Raw genomic sequence first — 19,406 nt, 5'->3', positions numbered from 1 at the left:
CTCCTGTGGCGAGGAGGGCACATGCGGATGCCCGCCGGTCGGAGCCGGCGCGCGGAACGGATCCTCGCGTCACGGTGGGGGCGCGGCCCGGTCGCGGCCGTCGCCGGGGCGCTGCCGGCGCTCGCGTTCCCGGAGCCCTCCCTGTGGTGGCTCGCCTACGGCGCGCTCGTGCCGTGGATGCTGCTGATCCGTACGGCGCGGAGCGGCCGGCGTGCGGCGTTCGACGGGTGGGCGGGCGGCCTGGGGTTCATGCTGGCCGTGCACCACTGGCTGATGCCGAACCTCCATGTCTTCATCCTGGTGCTGGCGGCGCTGCTGGGGCTGCTCTGGGCGCCGTGGGGGTGGCTGGTGCACCGGCTGCTCGGCGGTGCGCCGTCGGCGTGGCGCGCTGTGGCGGCGCTGGCGCTGGTGCCGTCGGGCTGGCTGATGGTGGAGCTGGTCCGTTCGTGGGAGGGGCTCGGCGGCCCGTGGGGGCTGCTGGGTGCGAGCCAGTGGCAGGTGCCGCCGGCGCTGCGCGTGGCGTCGCTGGGCGGGGTGTGGCTGGTGACGCTGCTGGTGGTGGCGGTCAACACGGCGCTGGTGCTGCTCGTGGCGGCGCCGCGCTCCCCCGCCCGTGCCTCGGGCTCTATGTCCGGCCGTGCCCCCGCTCGCACCCGGGTGCGTACGGTGGCGGTGGCCGCACTCGCGCTGTGCGCCGGCTCCGTGGGTGCGGCGTGGGCGTGGGTGACGCCGCCGGAGGTCACCGGGCGGGCGCGGGTCGCGGTCGTCCAGCCGGGCGTGATCGGCGGCCCCGACAGCGCTGATCGGCGCTTCGCGCGGGGCGAGGAGCTGACGCGCCGGCTCGCCGGGCGGGACGTGGACCTGGTGGTGTGGGGCGAGAGCAGCGTCGGCGCCGACCTGACGGCGCGGCCGGACCTCGCGCGGCGGCTGACGGAGCTGTCCGGCGCGGTGGGCGCGGAGATCCTGGTGAACGTGGACGCGCGGCGCTCGGACCAGCCCGGCATCTACAAGAGCAGCATCCTCATCGGCCCGGGCGGCCCGACGGGCGACCGGTACGACAAGATGCGGCTCGTGCCGTTCGGCGAGTACGTCCCGGCGCGGTCCGTGCTGGGCTGGGTGACGTCGGTGGGCCGTGCGGCGGAAGAGGACCGGCGACGGGGCGAGCACCCGGTCGTGATGACGGCCGGCGCCGGCGCGGAAGGTACCGACGGCGTGCTGCGTCTCGGCCCGCTGGTCTGCTTCGAGACCGCGTTCCCGGACATGAGCCGCCGGCTGGTGCGGGACGGCGCCGGACTGCTGGTCGCGCAGTCGTCGACGTCCACGTTCCAGGAGAGCTGGGCCCCCGAGCAGCACGCCACGCTGGCGGCGCTGCGGGCGGCCGAGACCGGGCGCCCCATGGTGCACGCGACGCTGACCGGCGTGAGCGCCGTGTTCGGGCCGGACGGTGACCGCGTCGGCGCCCCGCTCGGTACGGACCGCAGCGCGGCCGCCGTGTACGACGTACCGCAGGCGACCGCCGAGACCCTGTACGCACGGTTCGGCGACTGGCCCGTCTGGGCAGCGCTCGCGCTGCTGGTGGGGGCGGCGGGCGCGGCGGGTGTGCGGGCGGTCAGGCGGCGGACTGCTCCAGGGCGTCCCGCACGACCCGCTCGCACAGCTCGTGGGTCCGCAGGGCGTCCCGGGCACTGAGCGTCTTGCCCGCCCGTACGGCGTCGAGGAAGGCCAGCACGGTCTGCTCGATGCCGCGCTGCCTGGCCACGGACACCCAGTCGCCGCGCCGGCGCACGGTCGGCTGGCCCTTGTGGTCGATCACCTCGGAGAGGTTGACGACCTGCCGCTTGGTGTCCTGCCCCGAGACTTCGAGGATCTCCTCGGTGGAGCCGTTCATCCGGTTCATCATGCCGATGGCGGTGAAGCCGTCGCCGGAGAGCTGGAGCACGACGTGCTCCAGCAGTCCGCCCCGCACCCGGGCGCGCACGTCGGTGTGGTCGACGGGTCCTGGCAGCAGGAAGCGCAGCGTGTCGACGACGTGGATGAAGTCGTCGAAGACCAGGGTGCGCGGGTCCTCGGGCAGTCCGACACGGTTCTTCTGCATGAGGATGAGGTCGCGCGGATGGTCCGCGCACTGCGCGTAGGCGGGCGCGAAGCGGCGGTTGAAGCCGACGGCGAGGCTGGTGCCCTGCCGCTCGGCGAGGTCCACGAGGCGCCGGGACGCGTCGAGTTCGTACGCGAGGGGCTTGTCGACGTACGTGGGGATCCCGGCCTCCAGGAGCCGTGTGACGATCGCGGGGTGCGCCGGCGTCGGCGCGTGCACGAACGCGGCGTCGATGCCGGCGGCGAGCAGCCCGTCGAGGTCGGTGTGGCGGTGCTGCGCGGGGATGCGGTGGGCGACGCCGACCCGGTCCAGCGTCGCGGGCGTACGGGTCTGGAGGTGCGGTTCGACGCCGGGCAGTGTGGTGAGCACCGGCAGATACGCCTTCCGCGCGATGTCGCCGAGTCCGATGCAGCCCACCTTCACGGGGGTCTCCTCTCCGCTTCCTCTCCCGCCCGGCCGCCCTTCAACAGCCTGTGCGGTGAATACCGTTGGCACACGGCGGGGCCGGTGGGCGAGGATGCGGGGCATGACTGCTGACGAACGCAAGCTACCCGATGGTGCGGCCGGCGAGCGAGAGATGCTGGAGGGCTGGCTGGAGTTCCACCGCGCGACGCTCGCCGTCAAGTGCCAGGGCCTGGACGAGCAGCAGGTGCGGGAGGCGTCCGTGCCGCCCTCCGACCTGACCCTCCTCGGGCTCGTACGGCACATGGCGGAGGTGGAGCGCGGCTGGTTCCGCAAGGTCATGACCGGTGAGGACGCCGGCCCGATCTACTACACGGATGAGGACCGCGACCGCGACTTCCACCCGCGTGAGGACGAGACCTGGGAGGAGGCCTATGCGACATGGCAGGCCGAGATCGCCCGCAGCAGGGAGATCGCGACCGCGTCCCTCGACGACCTGGCCGTGGGGAAGCACCGCCTGAGCGAGACGTTCAACCTGCGGTGGATCTACACGCACATGATCGAGGAGTACGCGCGCCACAACGGCCACGCCGACCTGATCCGGGAGCGGATCGACGGAGCGACGGAGGCCTGACCCGACTTCCGGCGGGTTCACCCGTGCGGGCCATAACCGCCGGTAGCGGCTGTACGGGGCGTGGCGGGCCCCCACAGTGGCCGGGTGCGAGGAACGAGAAGGCCCGGGTTACGGGTACTGGGGTGGGTGGCGCTGGTGGTGACGGCTGCGGCCGGGTGTGTGACGGTGCAGGAGCACTCGGCGCCGTCCCACGCCCCGGCGGCGGACCAGCCGGCGTACGGGACCGAGCCGCTGATCGCCGTCCCCCCGGTGGTGGAGCCCCGGCCNNNGTCCAGGGCCTCGGCGCGGCCGCGACAGGGTCAGGGCCACGGCGGGAAGGTGAAGAGGCGGCAGTACGCGACGCCGAAGAAGCCCCGGCAGCGTCAACGCTCCTCGTACGGCAAGACCCGCTCGCACCCGCCCGTCACGTCCCCCGCCCGCCGCCGTGTCCAGGTGTCCGTGCCCGTCCCGGCGCCCGTCACCGTGCCGGACGTGTGCGGCCTGGCCGAGCGGTACGGCGGGTGGCGGCCCGGCAGCCGGGAGGCCCGCGCCTGCCGGGAGGCGGCCCGCCGCTGAGGCCGGCCTCACCGGGCACGCCTGACGGACCGGCTCCCGCCCGGCCGCCCGGCCGGTCGGCTCAGCCGTCGCGCAGCCGCTGGTCGAGCCGGTCGATGGCGGCCCGTACGCCGTTGCCGTACCCGTCGTCGCCGAGAGCGTCGCACGCGCCGCGTGCCCGGTCGAGGTGGACGCGCGCGTCGTCCGGCCGCCGCAGCTTCACGTAGTCGGCGGCGAGGTTGAGGTGGAGCGACGGGTGGAGGGCCCGGAGCGCGACGGCCGAGTCGTGGCGGGCGAGCCGCGCCTCGTCGAGGGACTGCGCGGCGGTCAGCGCACGCAGGTCCCAGGCGAGTTCGGCGTCGGGATCGTCCTGCGCGTCGGCCATGTAGTGGGCCAGGGTGCAGCGGTGCAGCGGGTCGCCGTCCTCACCGATCTGCGCCCACAGATCCTGGAAGCGGTTGCGGGCCTCCTCGCGGTCTCCCGCGTGGAGCAGCATCGTCGTCTGCCCGATCCTGGTCATGACGGCGTCGTCGGCCGCACTCCCCTGCTGCTCCACCACGTGGCCTCCCTCGTCGTCACTGCTCCGACGCTACCGCCGCCCGCCACCACCGGCACGACGCGTCCGCCGCCCGGCACCACCCGGCACGACGCGGCCGCCCACACCATCCACCGGTCTAGGTCGTGTCCGGCCGTAGGGCCCGGAGGCCCCGGGGCGCCGCCGCCGTAGCCGCCGGCAACCGATTTCGGCGCCGCCCGGCGCGCAGGCCGGCAAGCGCACAGCCGCCGACGACGAGGGCTGGCCCGCCTCTGTACGCGCCGTGGCGGGTCCCCGACGCGTCGGCGTGCGTCAGCCGAGGTCGGGGATGCGCCAGTCGATCGGCTCGTGTCCCTGGTCGGCGATGGCCTTGTCGATCTGCGTGAACGGCCGGGAGCCGAAGAACTTCTTCGCGGACAGCGGCGACGGGTGGGCGCCCTTGACCACGACGTGCCGTGTCTCGTCGATGAGCGGCAGCTTCTTCTGGGCGTAGTTGCCCCACAGGACGAACACGGCCGGGTCCGGACGGGAGGCCACCGCGCTGATCACCGCGTCCGTGAACTTCTCCCAGCCCTTGCCCTTGTGGGAGTTGGCCTCACCGGCCCGCACCGTCAGCACCGCGTTGAGCAGCAGGACGCCCTGCTCGGCCCACGGCATGAGATAGCCGTTGTCCGGGACGGGGTGGCCCAGCTCCTCCCGCAGCTCCTTGTAGATGTTCCGCAGCGACGGCGGGGTCTTGACGCCCGGCCGCACGGAGAAGCACAGTCCGTGGCCCTGGCCTTCTCCGTGGTAGGGGTCCTGGCCCAGGACGAGGACCTTGACCTTGTCGTACGGAGTGGCGGCGAGCGCGGCGAACACCTCGTCCCGCGGCGGGTAGACCGGCCCCTTGGCCCGCTCCTCATCGACGAACTCGGTGAGCAGCTTGAAGTACGGCTTCTGCAGCTCGTCGCCGAGGACGCCGCGCCAGGACTCGGGCAGCATGGCGGTGTCGGTCACGTCAACAACCTCCGGAGTGGGATCTCTTGTCGATCACAGAACCTACCTGCGGGCACTGACAACCGGCCCCGCCTCCGGTCCCGCGAAGGACGCGCGTTCATGCCCGCGGGCCGGTGACCAGGNCCGGCCCGCGGGCGCCGAGCCTCCTGCTCCTACCAGCTGGTCTTGCGGTGCAGTTCCCACAGCTGCATGACCGTCTGCGGGTCGAGAGCGCGCTCGCCGCCGCCGATCTCCTCACTGGCGGCGAGGTGCAGCTTGCCCTGCCACAGCGGCAGCAGCCGTACGTCGTCGACGAGGATCTCCTGCGCCTTCTCGAACTGGCTGGTCACCGCGGCGCGGTCGGACTTGCGGCGCGACTCCGGCAGCAGCTGCTCGGTGATCTCGGGCTGCTCGTACGGCGCGGCGTGCACGTTGTTCTTGCCCACGAACGGCGCGATGAAGTTGTCCGGGTCCGGGAAGTCAGGAGCCCAGCCACGGCCGAAGACCTGGTACGTGCCCTTCTGGTAAGCGGGCTGGAACTCCTTCCACGGCTTGCCCTCGAGAGTCACCTCGAAGAGCCCGGTGGCGTCGAGCTGCCGCTTGATCTCGGCGAACTCGGCCGCCGTGGAGGAGCCGTACCGGTCGGTGGTGTAGCCGAAGGTCAGCTTGACCGGCTCGGTGATGTCGGCCTTGCGCAGCAGGGCGCGCGCCTTGTCGACGTCCGGGTCGCCGAACTTGTCGAAGAACTTGGTCGTGTGGCCGGCGATGCCCTTGGGGACCATGGAGTAGAGCGGCTCCGCGGTGCCCCGGTAGACCTTGGCGACCAGCGCCTCACGGTCGATGACCTGGGCGATCGCCTTGCGGACCGCGGCCTCGCCGGCTGCCTTGTCCTCGGCGTTGAAGACCAGGTAGTGGATGGTGGCGCCGGTGGACTCGATGAGCTGGAGCCCCTCGTTCTCGGGCTTCTTCTCGCGCAGATCGACGATCTCCTCGGCGGTCAGACCGCGGTAGGTGATGTCGATCTCCTTCTTCTTCAGCGCCGTGACCATGGCCTCGGACTCGCTGAAGTAGCGGATCGTGACGGCGGTGTTCTTACGGTCGGCGAAGCCCTTGTAGGAGGGGTTCTTGAGCAGCTCTGCCTCGACGCCCTCGGTGTACTTCTCGAGGGTGTACGGGCCGGAGCCGACGATCTTGCCGTCGGTGCGGAGCTGGTCCGCCGGGTACGAGGCGGGGTCGACGAGCGACATGGCGGGCGTGGCCAGCACGAACGGGAACGTGGCGTCCGACTCCTTGAGCCGGAAGACCACCGTCTTGTCGCCGCTCGTCTCGATCTTGTCGAGGGAGCCGAGGAGACCGTTCGGGCCGCCTTCCGCGTCGATCGTGCGGATGCGCTCGATGGAGTGCTTGACGGCGGCGGCGTCGATCTTGTTGCCGTTGGAGAATTGCAGCCCGTCGTGGAGGTCGCACTGGTAGACCTTGCTGACGGTGTCCGTGAACTTGCAGTCCGCGGCGTCCGGCTGGGGCGTCGTGCTTCCCGTGGGAAAGCTCATCAGCGTCTGGAACACATTCCTGTACAGCTCCCAGGAGCTGTCCCAGGCGGCAGCGGGGTCGAGGGTGGTCGGAGAACTGGTCGTCCCTACGACGATCTTGTTTCCCGCCTCCGCCTCGTCCTCACCGAAGAGACTGCATCCCGTCAGCAGGGATATGGACGCAAGGGCTGCAGCTGCCTGCAGACTGGTCCGGTTGAACACGTGCACACGCTCCTCGTTCAGCCACGGTCGGCCGACCATACCGCAGCGCCCCGCCAGGTCAATCAGGGAGGACCGGCGGGGCACTTGAGGCATTCAGCGGCCAATCAGGCGTAATCCACCTCAGCCGACTCCGGCATTGAGGAAAATTCCCCCATCCACGACCAGGGTTTGCCCGGTGATCCAGCCTGATTCATCGGATGTGAGGAATGCGGCCGCTCCTCCGATATCGGACGGGGCGCCCAGCCGGCCGAGCGGATAGGCGGAGACGACCTCCGCCTCACGGCCCTCGTAGAGCGCTTCGGCGAATTTCGTCTTCACGACGGCCGGGGCAATCGCGTTGACCCGGACAATCGGGGCGAATTCATGGGCGAGCTGCAGCGTGAGGTTGATCATCGCCGCCTTGCTCATTCCGTACGCGCCGACGAACGGCGACGCGGCGACGCCGGCGACCGACGCGATGTTCACGATCGCGCCGCCGTTGTCCTTCTGCCACGCCTTCCAGGTCTGCTGGGCGAACCCGAGGGCAGAGATGACGTTGGTCTCGTACACCTTCCGGGCCACGTTGAGGTCCAGCTCGGCCATCGGGCCGAAGACCGGGTTGGTACCGGCGTTGTTGATCAGGTAGTCGACGCGGCCGAAGGCCTCCATGGTGCGCTCGACGGCGGCCGCCTGGTGGGCCTCGTCATGCGCCTTTCCCGCCACGTAGGTGACCCGGTCGGGGCCCAGCCGCTCCACGGCCTCCTTGAGCGCGTCCTCGCCGCGTCCGGTGATGCAGACGCGGTCGCCGCGCGCGACGTGCGCCTCCGCGATGCCGTAGCCGATGCCGCGGCTGCCGCCCGTGACAAGGGCGACCTTGCCGGTCGGCTCCGGCAGTTCCCTGCTGCTCATGTCGTCGTCCGCCTTCCGCGTCAGTTGAGGGGGCCACCGGCCACGTACATGACCTGGCCGGAGACGAAGCCGGCGTCGTCGCCGGTGAAGAAGGCGATGGCGTTGGCGACGTCCTCGGGGCGGCCGACGCGCTGGACGGGGATCTGGGTGGCGGCGGCCGCCTGGAACTCCTCGAAGCCCATGCCGACGCGGGCCGCGGTCTGCGCGGTCATCTCGGTGACGATGAAGCCGGGCGCGACGGCGTTGGCGGTGATGCCGAACTTGCCGAGCTCCTTGGCGAGGGTCTTGGTGAAGCCCTGGAGGCCTGCCTTGACGGCGGCGTAGTTGGCCTGGCCGCGGTTGCCGAGCGCGGAGGACGAGGAGAGGCTGACGATCCGGCCGAAGCCCGCGTCGACCATGTGCGCCTGGCAGGCCTTGGCCATCAGGAACGCGCCCTTGAGGTGCACGTTCATCACGATGTCCCAGTCGGACTCGCTCATCTTGAAGAGCAGGTTGTCGCGCAGGACGCCGGCGTTGTTGACGAGGATGGTCGGGGCGCCGAGCTCGGCGGCCACGCGCGCGACGGCGGCCTCCACCTGCGCGCTGTCGGAGACGTCGCAGCCGACCGCGAGCGCGGTGCCGCCCGCCGCGGTGATGGTGTCGACGGTGTCCTTGCACGCGGCCTCGTCGAGGTCGAGGACGGCGACGGCGCGCCCCTCCGCCGCGAGTCGTACGGCGGTGGCGGCGCCGATGCCGCGCGCCCCTCCGGTCACGACGGCCACGCGCTGCTGGGTGGTGGACATGCTGGTTCTCCTCGCCCTTGAGTCCCTGGCCGCCGTGCCCGTCCCCTAACCGGCGAGGGCGGTGAGCGACCGCTTAGTACCTTCAGCTGGACGAGACGCTAGAAGCCCTGGCACCCGGTGTCAACGGCCCGCCGAGTGCCAGGGATCACGTGCACCTGCTCAGCGCACCAGAAGGTCGAGGAGCCGTTCGACCTCGGCCTCCGGGTCCGTGGTCAGCCCGGTGTGCACGGGACCGGGCTGCACGACCGTGGACCGGGGGGCGATCAGCCAGCGGAACCGCCGTCCCACGTCCTCACGGGCGGCCTGGCCGGCGTCCTCGCCACCCCGGCAGACGCCCTCGACGGCGCGCAGGGCGGCGCGTACGCCGACGACGTCGGCCTGGGGGTCGAGCACCGTCAGCTTGTTCTCGTCCAGGTGGGTGCGCGCCGCCACGAAGGCCCGGGCGCGGCAGTAGACGACCACGCCCGCGTTGAAGCACTCGCCGCGGTCGACGCGCGGTACGACGCGCAGCAGCGCGTATTCGAAGACGTCCCGCTCACTCACTCGCCGCTGTCCTTCTGCTTGCTGTGCTGCTTGCTCTGCTGCTTGCTCTGCTGCTCGTTCTCGGTGCTCTTGGTGGCGTGGGGCCAGGGTGCCAGGTGGTCGGTGAGCCAGCCGGGTGCCCGGGACGGCCGGTGTCCGGTCCGCTCGCCGACCGTGATGCGCTCGTGGATGGTCGCGGCGCGCGGCAGCAGCGCCTCCACGTAGGCGCGGCGTACGGCGTCGGCGGAGTCGAAACCGGGCTCGTCGACCAGCCACTCGTCCGGTACGTCGGCGGCCACCTCGGTCAGCAGCTCATCCGTCACCTTCGGGGCCAGTTCGGCGGCCGCGGCCGCGATGTCCGGACCGAAGGTGGCCAGGACGTGGTCGGACGCGTCGTACGGCTTGGCCGCGGAGGCCTGGGCGCCGGGCCAGTTGTGGTGCCAGATCATCGTGGCGCCGTGGTCGATCAGCCAGGGGTCGCCGTGCCAGACGAGCATGTTGGGGTTGCGCCAGGAGCGGTCGACGTTGTTGATGAGGGCGTCGAACCAGACGACCCGGCCGGCCTCCTCGGGGTCCATTTCGTACGCGAGCGGGTCGAAGCCGAGGGAGCCGGGGAGGTAGTCCATGCCGAGGTTCAGGCCGCCGCTCGCCTTGAGCAGCTCCTGCACCTCCTGGTCGGGCTCGCCCAGGCCGATGACCGGGTCGAGCTGGATGGCGACGAGTTCCGGGACGCGCAGCCCGAGGCGGCGGCCGAGCTGCCCGCAGATGACTTCGGCGACGAGCGTCTTGCGCCCCTGTCCGGCGCCGGTGAACTTCATGACGTATGTGCCGAGATCGTCGGCCTCGACGATCCCGGGGAGCGAACCGCCCTCACGCAAAGGCGTGACATAGCGGGTTGCTACGACCTCCTGCAACACTTTCCCAGGCCACCCATCTCTTCAGCCTTACAATCCACGGACGACTTCTACGGGGCGTAGAGGCAGGAATCACCGGTCAACGGCGCTGGGGAGAATCTGGGGAGTTTCGGCTGGCGAGCCGGTCCCCCCGCTCCCCAAGCAGACGGTCGATGGTGCCGCGCCCCTTGCTGCCAGCCTCCGGCATGAAGTGAGCATAGTAACCGAGTGTGATCGTCGGCGAGGAGTGTCCGAGCCATCGAGCCAGAGGCACGACGGACTCTCCGGCTCCCAACATGACCGAGGCGTAGGTGTACTGAAGCACACGGATGGGCGCCGCCACCACGGCCGCCCTTCTCCGCGACCGGATGCCACAAGGGCCCCACCCTGCCCTTGCGTACTGCTGCGGCGATGGGGATCGTGCTCGCCCGCCATCTGAAGCGCGGTGCACTCGGCCACGTCCGGCGTCTTCCGCGCGCGGTCCGTGGTGTCGACAGCCGTCGAGGCGGGTCGCATACTGACAGTTAAGGGGCAGCTTGGGAGGGCCGGGAGGTGCTGCGCATGGACTGGTGGATCTGGGCCGTCATCGTGGTGGTGGTCGTTGCCCTGTGTGCCGTTTCCGCGCTCGCGGTACAGGCGCGCCGCCGGACGGGCGGGGTCATCGCGGGCAGGCGTTCTCCGCGAGGTGAAGGCAGGCCGAAGCCATGACCGCGTACATGCGGGCGAGTGAGATCGCCAAACTGCCCGTGGTGACCCTGGAGGGTGAGGACGTCGCCCAGGTCAAGGACATCGTCTTCGACATCGCCCGCGGCAGCGTCCGCTGCTTCACACTGAGCGGGCGCGGTTTGTTCGCCGGCCCCCTCAAACGGGACCTGCCGTGGAGCCGGGTACATGCCCTCGGTCCGGACGCGGTGATGATCCGGGACGAGAACGCGCTCGCCGAAGACGATCAGACGACCAAGGACGCCACGGCCTCCGGAGGAGGGAACGTCCTCGGTGCCCGGGCGATGACCGAGGGGGGCACCGACCTCGGCAAGGTCGTCGACGTGATCATCGAGGCCGGCCGGAAGCCGGTCGTGGTCGGCTACGAGATCGAAGCCCCAGGGCGCGGCCACCACAGTGTGCTGCTGCCGGTGATCAAGCCTGTGGCCGTCTCAGGCGAGATGGTCCTTGTTCCCGAAGCTGCCGGCGAGTTCACCGCCGGTGATCTGGCCGGGTTCCCTGAAGCACTCCGTGGGCTGCGCACCCGCCTCGAACAGGAGACGTGACGATGCCGCTGTTCAGTCAGGCGAAGGGCCGCAGCGTCGTCGCCCTGGCCACCGCCGAGACCCTCGCCACCGTCACCGGTCTCGCCATCGCGGCCTCACCCGCCCGCGTCGCCGCCCTCCGGCTCAAATCGACAGGTCACGGCACCCTCGTGACCTGGAACCACGTACAGACGTTCGGTCCTGACGCGGTCACCGTGCGTTCGGCCGAGGACATCCAGACCGAGGCGGACGCCTCGATCCGGGCGGACAAGCACCTCGATCCCCTCGGCAAGCGTGTCCTGACCGAAGCCGGACAAGACCTCGGCCCAGTAGAGGACGTGGAGTTCGACGACACCACCGGGCACATCCAGCGCCTCATCCTCGCCGGCCAGGAAGTCCACGGCGACCGGCTCATGGGCGCCGGCAGCTACGCCGTCATCGTCACTGCTCCCTGACCCAGGCCACTCCTCGGCTTCCATACGCGGGCACGACGGACGATCGGGAACCTCTCCCCATCCGATCGTGTGGAACGCGACACGGGTTCTCGAACCGGCGGGCCATGGTTCGTGGTCGCTGCTTCCCTCACGCTCCGTTGGAGATATCGCGGGTGTGAGACGCGCTGGTCCGGTCGCTGTGCTGGTCGGTCGGCGCGACGCCTCCGCCGGGCGGGCAGTGCTCGGCCGGGTGGGGAGGGTCCGATCCCACCGCGGGAGCTGTCTGTGCGGGCATCGGCGGTGAGCCGGCGACCGGCAGACGCGGAGGGTCTGGTACGGCTTGGTTGACGGTGCCGGACCAGCGTTCGTGCGGCGCGGGGCTGTCGCGGCGCAGCAGGGCCGTCAGTGCGGGCCAGCCCCACAGGACGGTGGCGGCGAGGGTGGCGGCGTAGGGGACGAGCGGGCCTGCGGGTGTGGGGAGGAGGGCGTCTCGGGTGTGCTGGGCGGCCGCGAGCCAGACCAGGGCCAGGGGAGCGTACGCGGTCCAGGTGCGCATGGTGACGCGGAAGAACCCGGCCCGGGTGCCGTCCGGGCGGACGATGCGCAGGTGCACGGCTCGTTTGCCGGGGCTGGAAGCGCAGAAGGCGGGCAGTAGCCAGAACCAGACCAGGCCGAGCGCACTGCCGAGGACGAGAGCGTGACGGCGGCCGGTGGGCGCGTCGGTGGCGACTGCCAGGAGACCGGCGGTCAGGGTCCAGGTGATCAGCCACCCGGCCAGATCAATGACGAGGGCCAGAAGGCGGCGCGTGAAGGTGACGCGGCCGCCGTAACGGAGGCGCTCGCGATCGGGGTCGTTGACGGGGAGCAGCCGGATGACGGGACCGGCGACGATCCAGCCCAGGACTGCGCCGCCGGTGTTGAGGATCAGATCGTCCACGTTGAACTGCCGGTAGGGGCAGGTGTAGACGAACCACAGGCCGGTGTACTGGGTCATCTCGAAGAACAGTGAGGTGGCGAAGGCCAACGCGGTCGCGGGAGGCAGCCTTTGGCGCAGGTAGTAGCGCAGGTAGATGCCAAGTGGGAAGAGCAGCAGCGCGTTGAGCACGGTGGTCCAGGTGACGGCGAGCCCGGCCAGGGTGCCCACCGACCAGTCTCCGCCGGAGGCGGAGGCGAGGCGAGGGTAGAAGTCGAAGGGTTCGAGTTGTGGGCTCTCGGCGTAGCGGGCGGTGGAGCAGAAGGCGCTGGTGTGGGCGGGCAGCGGCATCACGGTCTGCAGCAGAGCCGCTAGCAGGTAGAAGACGAAACTGTAGAAGACAAGGACCGGCCAGCCGCCGGCCCGTCCGCGCCGGCGGTAGCCGTGGACAGCGGCAGGCACCATGATCAGCGCGGTGACGAGAGGGAACAGCGTCACCGCTACCTGCACCGGCAGCAGATACGTACGGAACACGGCAGGCACTCTCTGTCCGCGGCATGCGCCGCCCCCGAGCCGCGGGACCGGGCGGGCCGCGCGGCATCCCCATGGTCGCTCGGGTCCTCCCGAGACCGACCAGAATAGGCTCGCGCTCAGTCGCCGTCCTCCCGTTGCCGGAGAAGCTCTTCGCGCTTCGCCGAGGAAGGGGCACGTCGTGACGCGCGCCCCGGACGTCCGCGACGGCTGCGGCCCGCTCGCGTGTCACGGGAAGGCGATGGTGACGGTGAGTCCACCGTCTTTGTTGGCGTGTGCTGTGGCGTGGGCGTGGTGGGCATGGGCGATGGAGGCGACGATGGCCAGGCCGAGGCCGGCGCCTTCGCCTGGGGTGTGAGTGCGTTCGGTGAGGCGGCGGAAGGGCTCGAAGAGCTGGGGGGCGATGTGGGAGGGGATCAGCGGGCCGGTGTTGGAGACGCGTAGCGTCCGGTCGGTGAGCGAGATGTGGACGTGGCCGCCGGGGTGGTTGTAGGCGAGGGCGTTGGCGAGCAGGTTGCGGATCAAGTGGCGGAGCAGGACGGGATCACCGGTGATGGTGGTCGGTTCCAGGGCGAGGTGGAGGCTGATCTCCTTCTGCTGGGCCTGACCTGAGAGGCCGGTGGTCGCGCCGGCGGTGATCTCGTCGAGTGCGACGGGTTCCCGCCGCTGGAGGCCCTGGTCCGTGGAGGCGAGCAGGAGCAGTGAGTCGATCAGTTTCTCACTGTGGTCGGCGGCTTCGAGGAGCTCGCTGCGGATCCAGCGGACGCGTTCGGGTTCGGGGTCGGCGAGGCCGATTTCGGCTGCGGCGCGCTGGATGGCGAGTGGGGTGCGCAGTTCGTGGGCGGCGTTGGCGGCGAACCGCTGCTGGGCTGTGACGAGCCGCTCCAGGCGGTCGAGCATCTCATCGAAGGTGTCGGCGAGGTCTTTGAGTTCGCCCGGCGGGGCTTTGAGGTCGATGCGCTGGTGGAGGTTCTGGCCGGAGAGTCTGCGGGCGGTGGCGGTGATGATGCCGACCGGGCGCAGGACGCGGCCGGCCATCCACCAGGCGAGGAAGAGGGAGAGGAGCGTGTAGAGGGCGAAGGCGATGGCGCAGACGGTCAACAGCCGGCTCAGTGTGGTGGCGGTGACCGCCTCGACCGCGACGGTCTGGGCGTAGTTGCCGGCCCGCTCGGGCGGGACGATGTCGCCGGGAACCGGGTGGGGCGTGGAAACGGGCCGGTCGGGGGCTGTATGGGTGAAGGCGTGCTGGATGCGGTTGTCGAGGCCGTCCTGGACCATCAGGTAGATGACGGTGATCAGGAGGCAGCCGGCCAGCGACAGCAGGCCGCCGTACAGGGCGGTCAGGCGGGCCCGCTCGGTGGTCGGCGAGAGGCGGGGGATCATTTCCCTGCCTCCCCGGCTTCGGCGGGCCGCTCGCCCTCCGGGACGGTGGGGATGCGGTAGCCGGCGCCGGGTACGGTTTCGATCACGGGCGGGTCGCCGAGCTTGGCGCGCAGCCGGCTGAGGGTGACGCGCACCGGGTTGGTGTCGTACCCGGCGCTTTCGTCCCAGACCTTCTCGATGAGGTCCTCGCCGCTGACGACCGCTCCGTTCGCGCGCATCAGCGTCTCCAGGACAGCGAACTCCTTACGCGACAAGGACAGCGGTGTGCCGCCCCGGAGGGCCTGGCGGCGCGCGGTGTCCAGGCTGATGCCGCCGCGTTCGATCACGGGCGGCAGCGCGGGCTGCGCGCGCCGTCCGAGAGCGAGGACGCGGGCGAGGAGTTCGTCGTACGCGAACGGTTTGGTCAGGTAGTCGTCCGCCCCCAGACCGAGGCCCTCGACGCGGTCGGGGACGGTGGTGGAGGCGGTGAGCATCAGCACCCGCGTGAGCAGTTGCTGGGCCACGCCCCGGCGGCAGACCTCGTCCCCGTGCAGGCCGGGCAGATCCCGGTCGAGGACGACCACGTCGTAATCGCCGAACTGCAGCTTGCGCAGAGCGGTCAGACCGTCGAGGGCCACGTCGACCGTGATCGCGTCACGGCGCAGCCCGTCGGCGATCATCGCGGCCAGGAACGCCTTGTCTTCCACCACCAGTACACGCATGCCTCCTGTGTACCTGGCCTGCGCCTTTCGCCGCTGTTACACACCCGGGGAGCAGCGGAGCGAAGACCGTCGGCGGAGCATTCAGACGGTTGTAAGGGAAATGAAACAGCCCCCTTGGCCACGATGCCCTCGTCCGCAGTCAGGCGGGCTGCCGGCGCAGCGTTGTGGCGGTGGCCCCTTCGCGAAGAGACATGACCATGACCTTGAGGAATCACAAGATCGCCCTGGCTTTGATGTCGGCGCTGACGGGGGTGGCGTTGTTCGCCACCGGCTGCTCCCAGTCCTCCGACAGCCCCGGACCGAGCGAGTCCACGTCCGGATCGGGCGGGTCGGACGGGTCGGGGCCGGACACGGCCGCGTTCGACAAGGCGCAGGCTCTGCGTACGTGCCTGCGGGACAAGGGCATGGATGTGCCCGACCTTCAGCCGGGCGAGAACCCCTACTCCACGATGCTCGCTCCGCCGCAGGGCACGGACCCGGCGAAGTGGACCCAGGCTCTGGAGGACTGCGGCTCGGGCGCGGGCGGGTCCGGCGGTGGCGGGGACGCCGGTGGTCAGCAGGCGCTGGACCAGCAGGTCAAGATCGCTGAGTGCCTGCGCGGCAAGGGCTTCGACATGCCCGACCCGAAGGCCGGACCGGACGGCTCTCGCAACGCCTGGCAGGTCCCCCAGGGTGCGGACCCGGACAAGTTCTTGACGGCGCTGAACGAGTGTGCGGCATGAAGCGCAACACCTTGATCGTCTCGGTCACCGTCGCCGCCGTCCTGGCCGGCGGCTTCGCCGCCACCACTCTGACCGGACCGGACACAGCCGATGCCGGGCAAACGCAGGCGCGTCTGCCCACCGCGACCGAACCGATCGTCCAGGGCGACCTGGTGAGCAGCACCAGTGTGGACGGCACCCTCGGCTACGCGAAGCAGCGCAAGATCAACTCTGGTACCGGCGGCACCCTGACCTGGGTCGGCGCGAGCGGTGCGGAGGTCGAGCGGAACGGGAAGCTGTACGCGGTCGACGGCACACCGGTGCGCCTGTGGTTCGGCACGGAGCCGATGTACCGGAAGCTGAAGAACGGTGACACCGGTACGGACGTCAAGCAGGTGAAGCAGAACCTGATCGCGCTTGGCTACGGCGCCGGTCTGGCAGCCGACGACACATTCACAGACGGCACCACCAAGGGCGTCAAACGCTGGCAGAAGGATCACGGACTGAAACAGACCGGAGAGATCGGGCCGGAGACGATCGCTTTCGCGCCGGGCCCGGTGAGAGTGGCGAGCGCGGAGGCGTCGGTGGGTGACCGCACGGCCCCGGGGCAGCAGGTGCTGACGACCACCAGCGCGGACCGGGTCGTGCGGCTCAAGGTCAAGGTCTCCCAGGCAGCCCTGGCGAAGCCGGACAGCAAGGTGGAAGTCCAACTGCCCGACAACACCACCACCAGCGGCACCGTCGCCTCCGTCGGCGCCGTCGCCAAGAGCGGCGACAGCCCGGACGACAGGACGCCCCGGATCGACGTGACGGTCACCTTCGACGATCCGGAGAAGGTCTCCGGCATCGACCAGGCCCCCGCGACGGTGAAGCTCACCGGGCAGACTCGCAAGAATGTCCTCTCCGTCCCGGTCGGAGCCCTCCTCGCGCTCAAGGACGGTTCCTTCGGCGTCCAGGTCGTCGATGGCGGCCAGGTGCGCGAGGTCAAGGTGACCCTCGGCATGTTCGCCCAGGGTCGCGTCGAGATCACCGGGGACGGCCTGCGGGCCGGCATGCGCGTCGGGGTGCCGTCGGTATGAACAACACCGCCCCCGTTCCCGCGGCTGCCGGCGGACGCACCGCCCCGGCCGGCCCGGTGGTAGAGCTGGCCGGCGTGTCCAAGACCTACCCGGGGGAGGTCCACGCCCTGCAGGGTGTGGACCTGACCATCGACCGCGGGGAACTCCTCGCGATCGTCGGCACCTCCGGGTCCGGCAAGTCCACCCTGTTGCATATCGTCGGTACCCTCGACCCGGCCACCGCCGGCTCGGTACGGATAGCCGGCCACGACACCGCCGCCCTCACCGACCGGCAGCTTTCCGCGCTGCGGGCCCAGCACATCGGGTTCGTCTTCCAGGCGTTCCACCTGGTGCCCGGCATGAGCGCGCTGGACAACGTCGCCGAGGGCCTGCTGTACTCCGGCCTTCCCCGCGCGCAGCGCCGCCGCCGCGCCGCCGAGGCACTGGAACGCGTCGGCCTCGCGGACCGCGGGAAGCACCGGCCGCACGAGCTGTCCGGCGGGCAGAAGCAACGGGTCGCCATCGCCCGGGCCGTCGTCGGCGAGCCCGACCTGCTGCTCGCCGACGAGCCGACCGGAGCCCTGGACACCGCCTCCGGCCAGACCGTCATGCGGCTCATCCACCAGCTCAACCAGGAGGGCGCCACCATCGCCGTCATCACCCACGACACCGAGATCGCCGACCGGCTGCCCCGCCAGGTCCGTATCCGCGACGGCCGCGTCGTCCAGGACACCGCCGGCAAGCACACGATCGGGCACGAGCGGTGAGCCGCCGCCGGCCGGCACTGAAACCGGCTCGTCTGGCCCTGCGGGACATCCTGCACACCGGCTCCGCCGGGATACGCGCCCGCCCGATGCGGATCGTCCTTTCGGCGCTGGGCATCGCCATCGGGATCGCCACCATGATCTCCGTGGTGGGCATCTCGGCCTCCAGCAAGGAAAAGCTCCTCCAGGAGCTCGACAAGCTCGGCACCAACATGCTCGTCATCACCCCTGGCACCGACCTCCTCACCGGCAAGAAGATCCCGCTCGCCGAGGACGCCGTCAGCCGGGTCGCCCGCGTCGACGGCGTCGAGCACACCGGAGCCACCGGCCTGCTGCCGCACACAGTGCGCCGTACGGAGAAGATCGCCGACACCATCACCGGCGGCATCACCGTCCAGGCCGCCACCGACGACCTGCCCGCCACCCTGCGCGCCACCCTGCGCTCGGGCACCTGGCTCAACGCGGCCACCGGCAAGTACCCGGCGGTCGTCCTCGGCGATGTCGCCGCCCAGCGCCTGGGCATCACCGAACCCGGTCAGCAGGTCTACATCAACCAGAGGTACTTCACCGTGATCGGCATCCTCGATCCACTCCCCCTGGCCCCCGAGATCGCCCGCTCCGCACTCGTCGGCTGGAACATCGCCACCAGCCAGCTCGGCTTCGACGCCCGGCCCACCACCGTCTACGAACGCTCCGCCGACAACAAGGTCGGGGAAGTCCACCAGCTCATCCCACGCGCCGTCGACCCCCAGACACCACGCAACGTCAACGTCTCCGACCCCTCAGCAGCCCTCCAGGCCAAAGCCGCGACCGAAGGAGCCTTCAGCAACCTCCTTCTCGGTCTGGGCGGTGTCGCCCTTCTCGTCGGTGGCGTCGGCGTCGCCAACACCATGATCATCTCCGTCCTCGAACGCCGCCACGAGATCGGCCTGCGCCGCTCCCTCGGCGCCACCCGCGGCCAGATCCGAGGCCAGTTCGTCACCGAATCCCTCCTGCTGTCCACCATCGGCGGCGCCGCCGGCATCCTTCTCGGCGCCGCAGCCACCGCCGCCTACGCCCTGGCCAGCCACATCCCCTGGGTCGTCCCCCTGTGGGCCGTCGGAGGCGGCTTCGCCGCCACCCTCGCCATCGGCACCCTCGCCGGCCTCTACCCCGCCGTCCGCGCCGCCCGCATCTCCCCCACGCTCGCCCTCCACTCCGCATAGCAGCGGCACGGGCACGGCGCGGGACGTGTGCTGCGGCCGACGGCTGCCTAGTGCGAACACTTCAACGGTCGCGACGATCGTCCGTCGGCCAGGGCCTGTTCGACCGGCCATGTGACTGCCGCTCAACCCGGCCGTTGATGTAGACATGGGGTGAGGCGATCTGACGGACGGGCGCCGAGCAGGAACGGGGTGCACCGGCATGCCCCGCCCGAACGGCTCGGGTCGCGGAAGGCCGTCCACGAGCACCGTCGCCTACGGCCGGTGACGGAACCCGGGAGCATCCGCCCCAGCAGGCCGAGCTGAGGCCGGTGCCACGGGCGAGATCGACCAGGACACCTCGTCGATCCCCGCCGTCTGCGCTCACCAGCAGGCGGCCCGCGCCCACACCGGCCCGCCGAGGTGGCACAGGAAGTGAGGTCCCGGGCCACTCGCGTAGGGGGTTGGGCGCGGCGGCCCGC

Annotated in this window: 20 protein-coding genes; 9 read left to right on the top strand and 11 right to left on the bottom strand. The window is 70.8% G+C overall.

All coding sequences use genetic code 11. The features are described from left to right. Positions 1 to 21 precede the first annotated feature (21 nt). A complete protein-coding gene (lnt, locus tag HTZ82_RS25615) occupies positions 22 to 1,689 on the top strand; it encodes an apolipoprotein N-acyltransferase (protein WP_175411777.1) in 1,668 nt (555 codons plus the stop codon). Here the strand turns inward: lnt and HTZ82_RS25610 are convergent. Beyond that, positions 1,610 to 2,518, bottom strand: coding sequence for a Gfo/Idh/MocA family protein (locus tag HTZ82_RS25610; RefSeq protein WP_175411776.1), 909 nt, complete (start codon positions 2,516 to 2,518; stop codon positions 1,610 to 1,612). The genes lnt and HTZ82_RS25610 overlap by 80 nt on opposite strands. Before the next feature lie 103 nt (positions 2,519 to 2,621). On the opposite strand from HTZ82_RS25610, the gene HTZ82_RS25605 reads away from it, so the two are divergent. Continuing rightward, positions 2,622 to 3,131: a DinB family protein gene (locus HTZ82_RS25605; RefSeq protein ID WP_175411775.1), complete on the top strand. Its 510-nt coding sequence runs from the start codon at positions 2,622 to 2,624 to the stop codon at positions 3,129 to 3,131. A 318-nt stretch (positions 3,132 to 3,449) separates the two neighbouring features. Further along, positions 3,450 to 3,686, top strand: coding sequence for a hypothetical protein (locus tag HTZ82_RS25600; protein ID WP_175411774.1), 237 nt, complete (start codon positions 3,450 to 3,452; stop codon positions 3,684 to 3,686). A gap of 61 nt (positions 3,687 to 3,747) precedes the next feature. On the opposite strand, the gene HTZ82_RS25595 is transcribed toward HTZ82_RS25600, so the two are convergent. From HTZ82_RS25595 to HTZ82_RS25565, 7 genes are all read right to left on the bottom strand, one after another. Next, positions 3,748 to 4,224: a hypothetical protein gene (locus HTZ82_RS25595; protein ID WP_175411773.1), complete on the bottom strand. Its 477-nt coding sequence runs from the start codon at positions 4,222 to 4,224 to the stop codon at positions 3,748 to 3,750. 288 nt (positions 4,225 to 4,512) lie between these two features. Continuing rightward, entirely contained in the window at positions 4,513 to 5,196 is a 684-nt protein-coding gene (gene ung, locus HTZ82_RS25590; protein WP_175411772.1) for a uracil-DNA glycosylase, read from the bottom strand. A 152-nt stretch (positions 5,197 to 5,348) separates the two neighbouring features. Further along, positions 5,349 to 6,926 (bottom strand): ABC transporter substrate-binding protein, encoded by a 1,578-nt coding sequence (locus HTZ82_RS25585; protein ID WP_175411771.1) that lies wholly within the window; start codon positions 6,924 to 6,926, stop codon positions 5,349 to 5,351. A 120-nt stretch (positions 6,927 to 7,046) separates the two neighbouring features. Then, a complete protein-coding gene (locus HTZ82_RS25580) occupies positions 7,047 to 7,814 on the bottom strand; it encodes an SDR family oxidoreductase (RefSeq protein ID WP_175411770.1) in 768 nt (255 codons plus the stop codon). A gap of 20 nt (positions 7,815 to 7,834) precedes the next feature. Then, positions 7,835 to 8,596, bottom strand: coding sequence for a 3-oxoacyl-ACP reductase FabG (fabG, locus tag HTZ82_RS25575; RefSeq protein WP_175411769.1), 762 nt, complete (start codon positions 8,594 to 8,596; stop codon positions 7,835 to 7,837). 159 nt (positions 8,597 to 8,755) lie between these two features. Beyond that, positions 8,756 to 9,139: a DUF3037 domain-containing protein gene (locus HTZ82_RS25570; RefSeq protein ID WP_175411768.1), complete on the bottom strand. Its 384-nt coding sequence runs from the start codon at positions 9,137 to 9,139 to the stop codon at positions 8,756 to 8,758. After that, complete coding sequence (locus HTZ82_RS25565) at positions 9,136 to 10,035, bottom strand: HipA family kinase (RefSeq protein WP_175411767.1); 900 nt, start codon at positions 10,033 to 10,035, stop codon at positions 9,136 to 9,138. Before HTZ82_RS25565 ends, HTZ82_RS25570 begins: the two co-directional genes overlap by 4 nt. 680 nt (positions 10,036 to 10,715) lie before the next feature. Here HTZ82_RS25565 and HTZ82_RS25560 point away from each other — a divergent pair. After that, entirely contained in the window at positions 10,716 to 11,279 is a 564-nt protein-coding gene (locus HTZ82_RS25560; protein WP_175411766.1) for a PRC-barrel domain-containing protein, read from the top strand. A gap of 2 nt (positions 11,280 to 11,281) precedes the next feature. Beyond that, positions 11,282 to 11,713, top strand: coding sequence for a PRC-barrel domain-containing protein (locus HTZ82_RS25555; RefSeq protein WP_175411765.1), 432 nt, complete (start codon positions 11,282 to 11,284; stop codon positions 11,711 to 11,713). Positions 11,714 to 11,840: 127 nt separating this feature from the next. Here HTZ82_RS25555 and HTZ82_RS25550 read toward each other — a convergent pair whose 3' ends face one another. The 3 genes from HTZ82_RS25550 to HTZ82_RS25540 form a co-directional block, all read right to left on the bottom strand. After that, positions 11,841 to 13,139, bottom strand: coding sequence for a VanZ family protein (locus HTZ82_RS25550; protein WP_175411764.1), 1,299 nt, complete (start codon positions 13,137 to 13,139; stop codon positions 11,841 to 11,843). A gap of 225 nt (positions 13,140 to 13,364) precedes the next feature. After that, the gene (locus tag HTZ82_RS25545; RefSeq protein ID WP_175411763.1) at positions 13,365 to 14,519 is read right to left on the bottom strand and encodes a HAMP domain-containing sensor histidine kinase; all 1,155 of its coding nucleotides are present in this window, start codon (positions 14,517 to 14,519) and stop codon (positions 13,365 to 13,367) included. Then, positions 14,516 to 15,220 carry a response regulator transcription factor gene (locus tag HTZ82_RS25540; protein ID WP_175411762.1) on the bottom strand — a complete coding sequence of 235 codons (705 nt, stop codon included), beginning with the start codon at positions 15,218 to 15,220 and terminating at the stop codon, positions 14,516 to 14,518. The genes HTZ82_RS25545 and HTZ82_RS25540 overlap by 4 nt, the downstream gene beginning before the upstream one ends. Positions 15,221 to 15,417: 197 nt before the next feature. Here HTZ82_RS25540 and HTZ82_RS25535 point away from each other — a divergent pair, with 197 nt between their 5' ends. Genes HTZ82_RS25535 through HTZ82_RS25520 form a run of 4 tightly spaced genes read left to right on the top strand, consistent with a single transcriptional unit; the run spans position 15,418 to position 18,948 of the window. Then, a complete protein-coding gene (locus HTZ82_RS25535; protein WP_175411761.1) occupies positions 15,418 to 15,942 on the top strand; it encodes a hypothetical protein in 525 nt (174 codons plus the stop codon). After that, complete coding sequence (locus HTZ82_RS25530; protein ID WP_175411760.1) at positions 15,939 to 17,000, top strand: peptidoglycan-binding protein; 1,062 nt, start codon at positions 15,939 to 15,941, stop codon at positions 16,998 to 17,000. The genes HTZ82_RS25535 and HTZ82_RS25530 overlap by 4 nt, the downstream gene beginning before the upstream one ends. After that, positions 16,997 to 17,746 carry an ABC transporter ATP-binding protein gene (locus HTZ82_RS25525; protein ID WP_175411759.1) on the top strand — a complete coding sequence of 250 codons (750 nt, stop codon included), beginning with the start codon at positions 16,997 to 16,999 and terminating at the stop codon, positions 17,744 to 17,746. Before HTZ82_RS25530 ends, HTZ82_RS25525 begins: the two co-directional genes overlap by 4 nt. Next, the gene (locus tag HTZ82_RS25520; RefSeq protein WP_309235679.1) at positions 17,743 to 18,948 is read left to right on the top strand and encodes an ABC transporter permease; all 1,206 of its coding nucleotides are present in this window, start codon (positions 17,743 to 17,745) and stop codon (positions 18,946 to 18,948) included. Before HTZ82_RS25525 ends, HTZ82_RS25520 begins: the two co-directional genes overlap by 4 nt. Positions 18,949 to 19,406: the final 458 nt, after the last annotated feature.

Origin of the sequence: Streptomyces sp. TRM64462 (assembly GCF_013362995.1) — a bacterium.
GTDB lineage: Bacteria > Actinomycetota > Actinomycetes > Streptomycetales > Streptomycetaceae > Streptomyces.
Note: the sequence above shows the minus strand (reverse complement) of the source record. Positions and strands in the feature narration are given on the sequence as shown.

Coding starts and splice junctions, on each gene's coding strand:
- HTZ82_RS25535 (WP_175411761.1), top strand. CDS start 15,418: ATGACCTTGAGGAATCACAAGATCGCCCTGGCTTTGATGTCGGCGCTG.
- HTZ82_RS25525 (WP_175411759.1), top strand. CDS start 16,997: ATGAACAACACCGCCCCCGTTCCCGCGGCTGCCGGCGGACGCACCGCC.
- HTZ82_RS25560 (WP_175411766.1), top strand. CDS start 10,716: ATGACCGCGTACATGCGGGCGAGTGAGATCGCCAAACTGCCCGTGGTG.
- HTZ82_RS25530 (WP_175411760.1), top strand. CDS start 15,939: ATGAAGCGCAACACCTTGATCGTCTCGGTCACCGTCGCCGCCGTCCTG.
- lnt (WP_175411777.1), top strand. CDS start 22: ATGCGGATGCCCGCCGGTCGGAGCCGGCGCGCGGAACGGATCCTCGCG.
- HTZ82_RS25540 (WP_175411762.1), bottom strand. CDS start 15,220: ATGCGTGTACTGGTGGTGGAAGACAAGGCGTTCCTGGCCGCGATGATC.
- HTZ82_RS25545 (WP_175411763.1), bottom strand. CDS start 14,519: ATGATCCCCCGCCTCTCGCCGACCACCGAGCGGGCCCGCCTGACCGCC.
- fabG (WP_175411769.1), bottom strand. CDS start 8,596: ATGTCCACCACCCAGCAGCGCGTGGCCGTCGTGACCGGAGGGGCGCGC.
- HTZ82_RS25555 (WP_175411765.1), top strand. CDS start 11,282: ATGCCGCTGTTCAGTCAGGCGAAGGGCCGCAGCGTCGTCGCCCTGGCC.
- HTZ82_RS25605 (WP_175411775.1), top strand. CDS start 2,622: ATGACTGCTGACGAACGCAAGCTACCCGATGGTGCGGCCGGCGAGCGA.
- HTZ82_RS25580 (WP_175411770.1), bottom strand. CDS start 7,814: ATGAGCAGCAGGGAACTGCCGGAGCCGACCGGCAAGGTCGCCCTTGTC.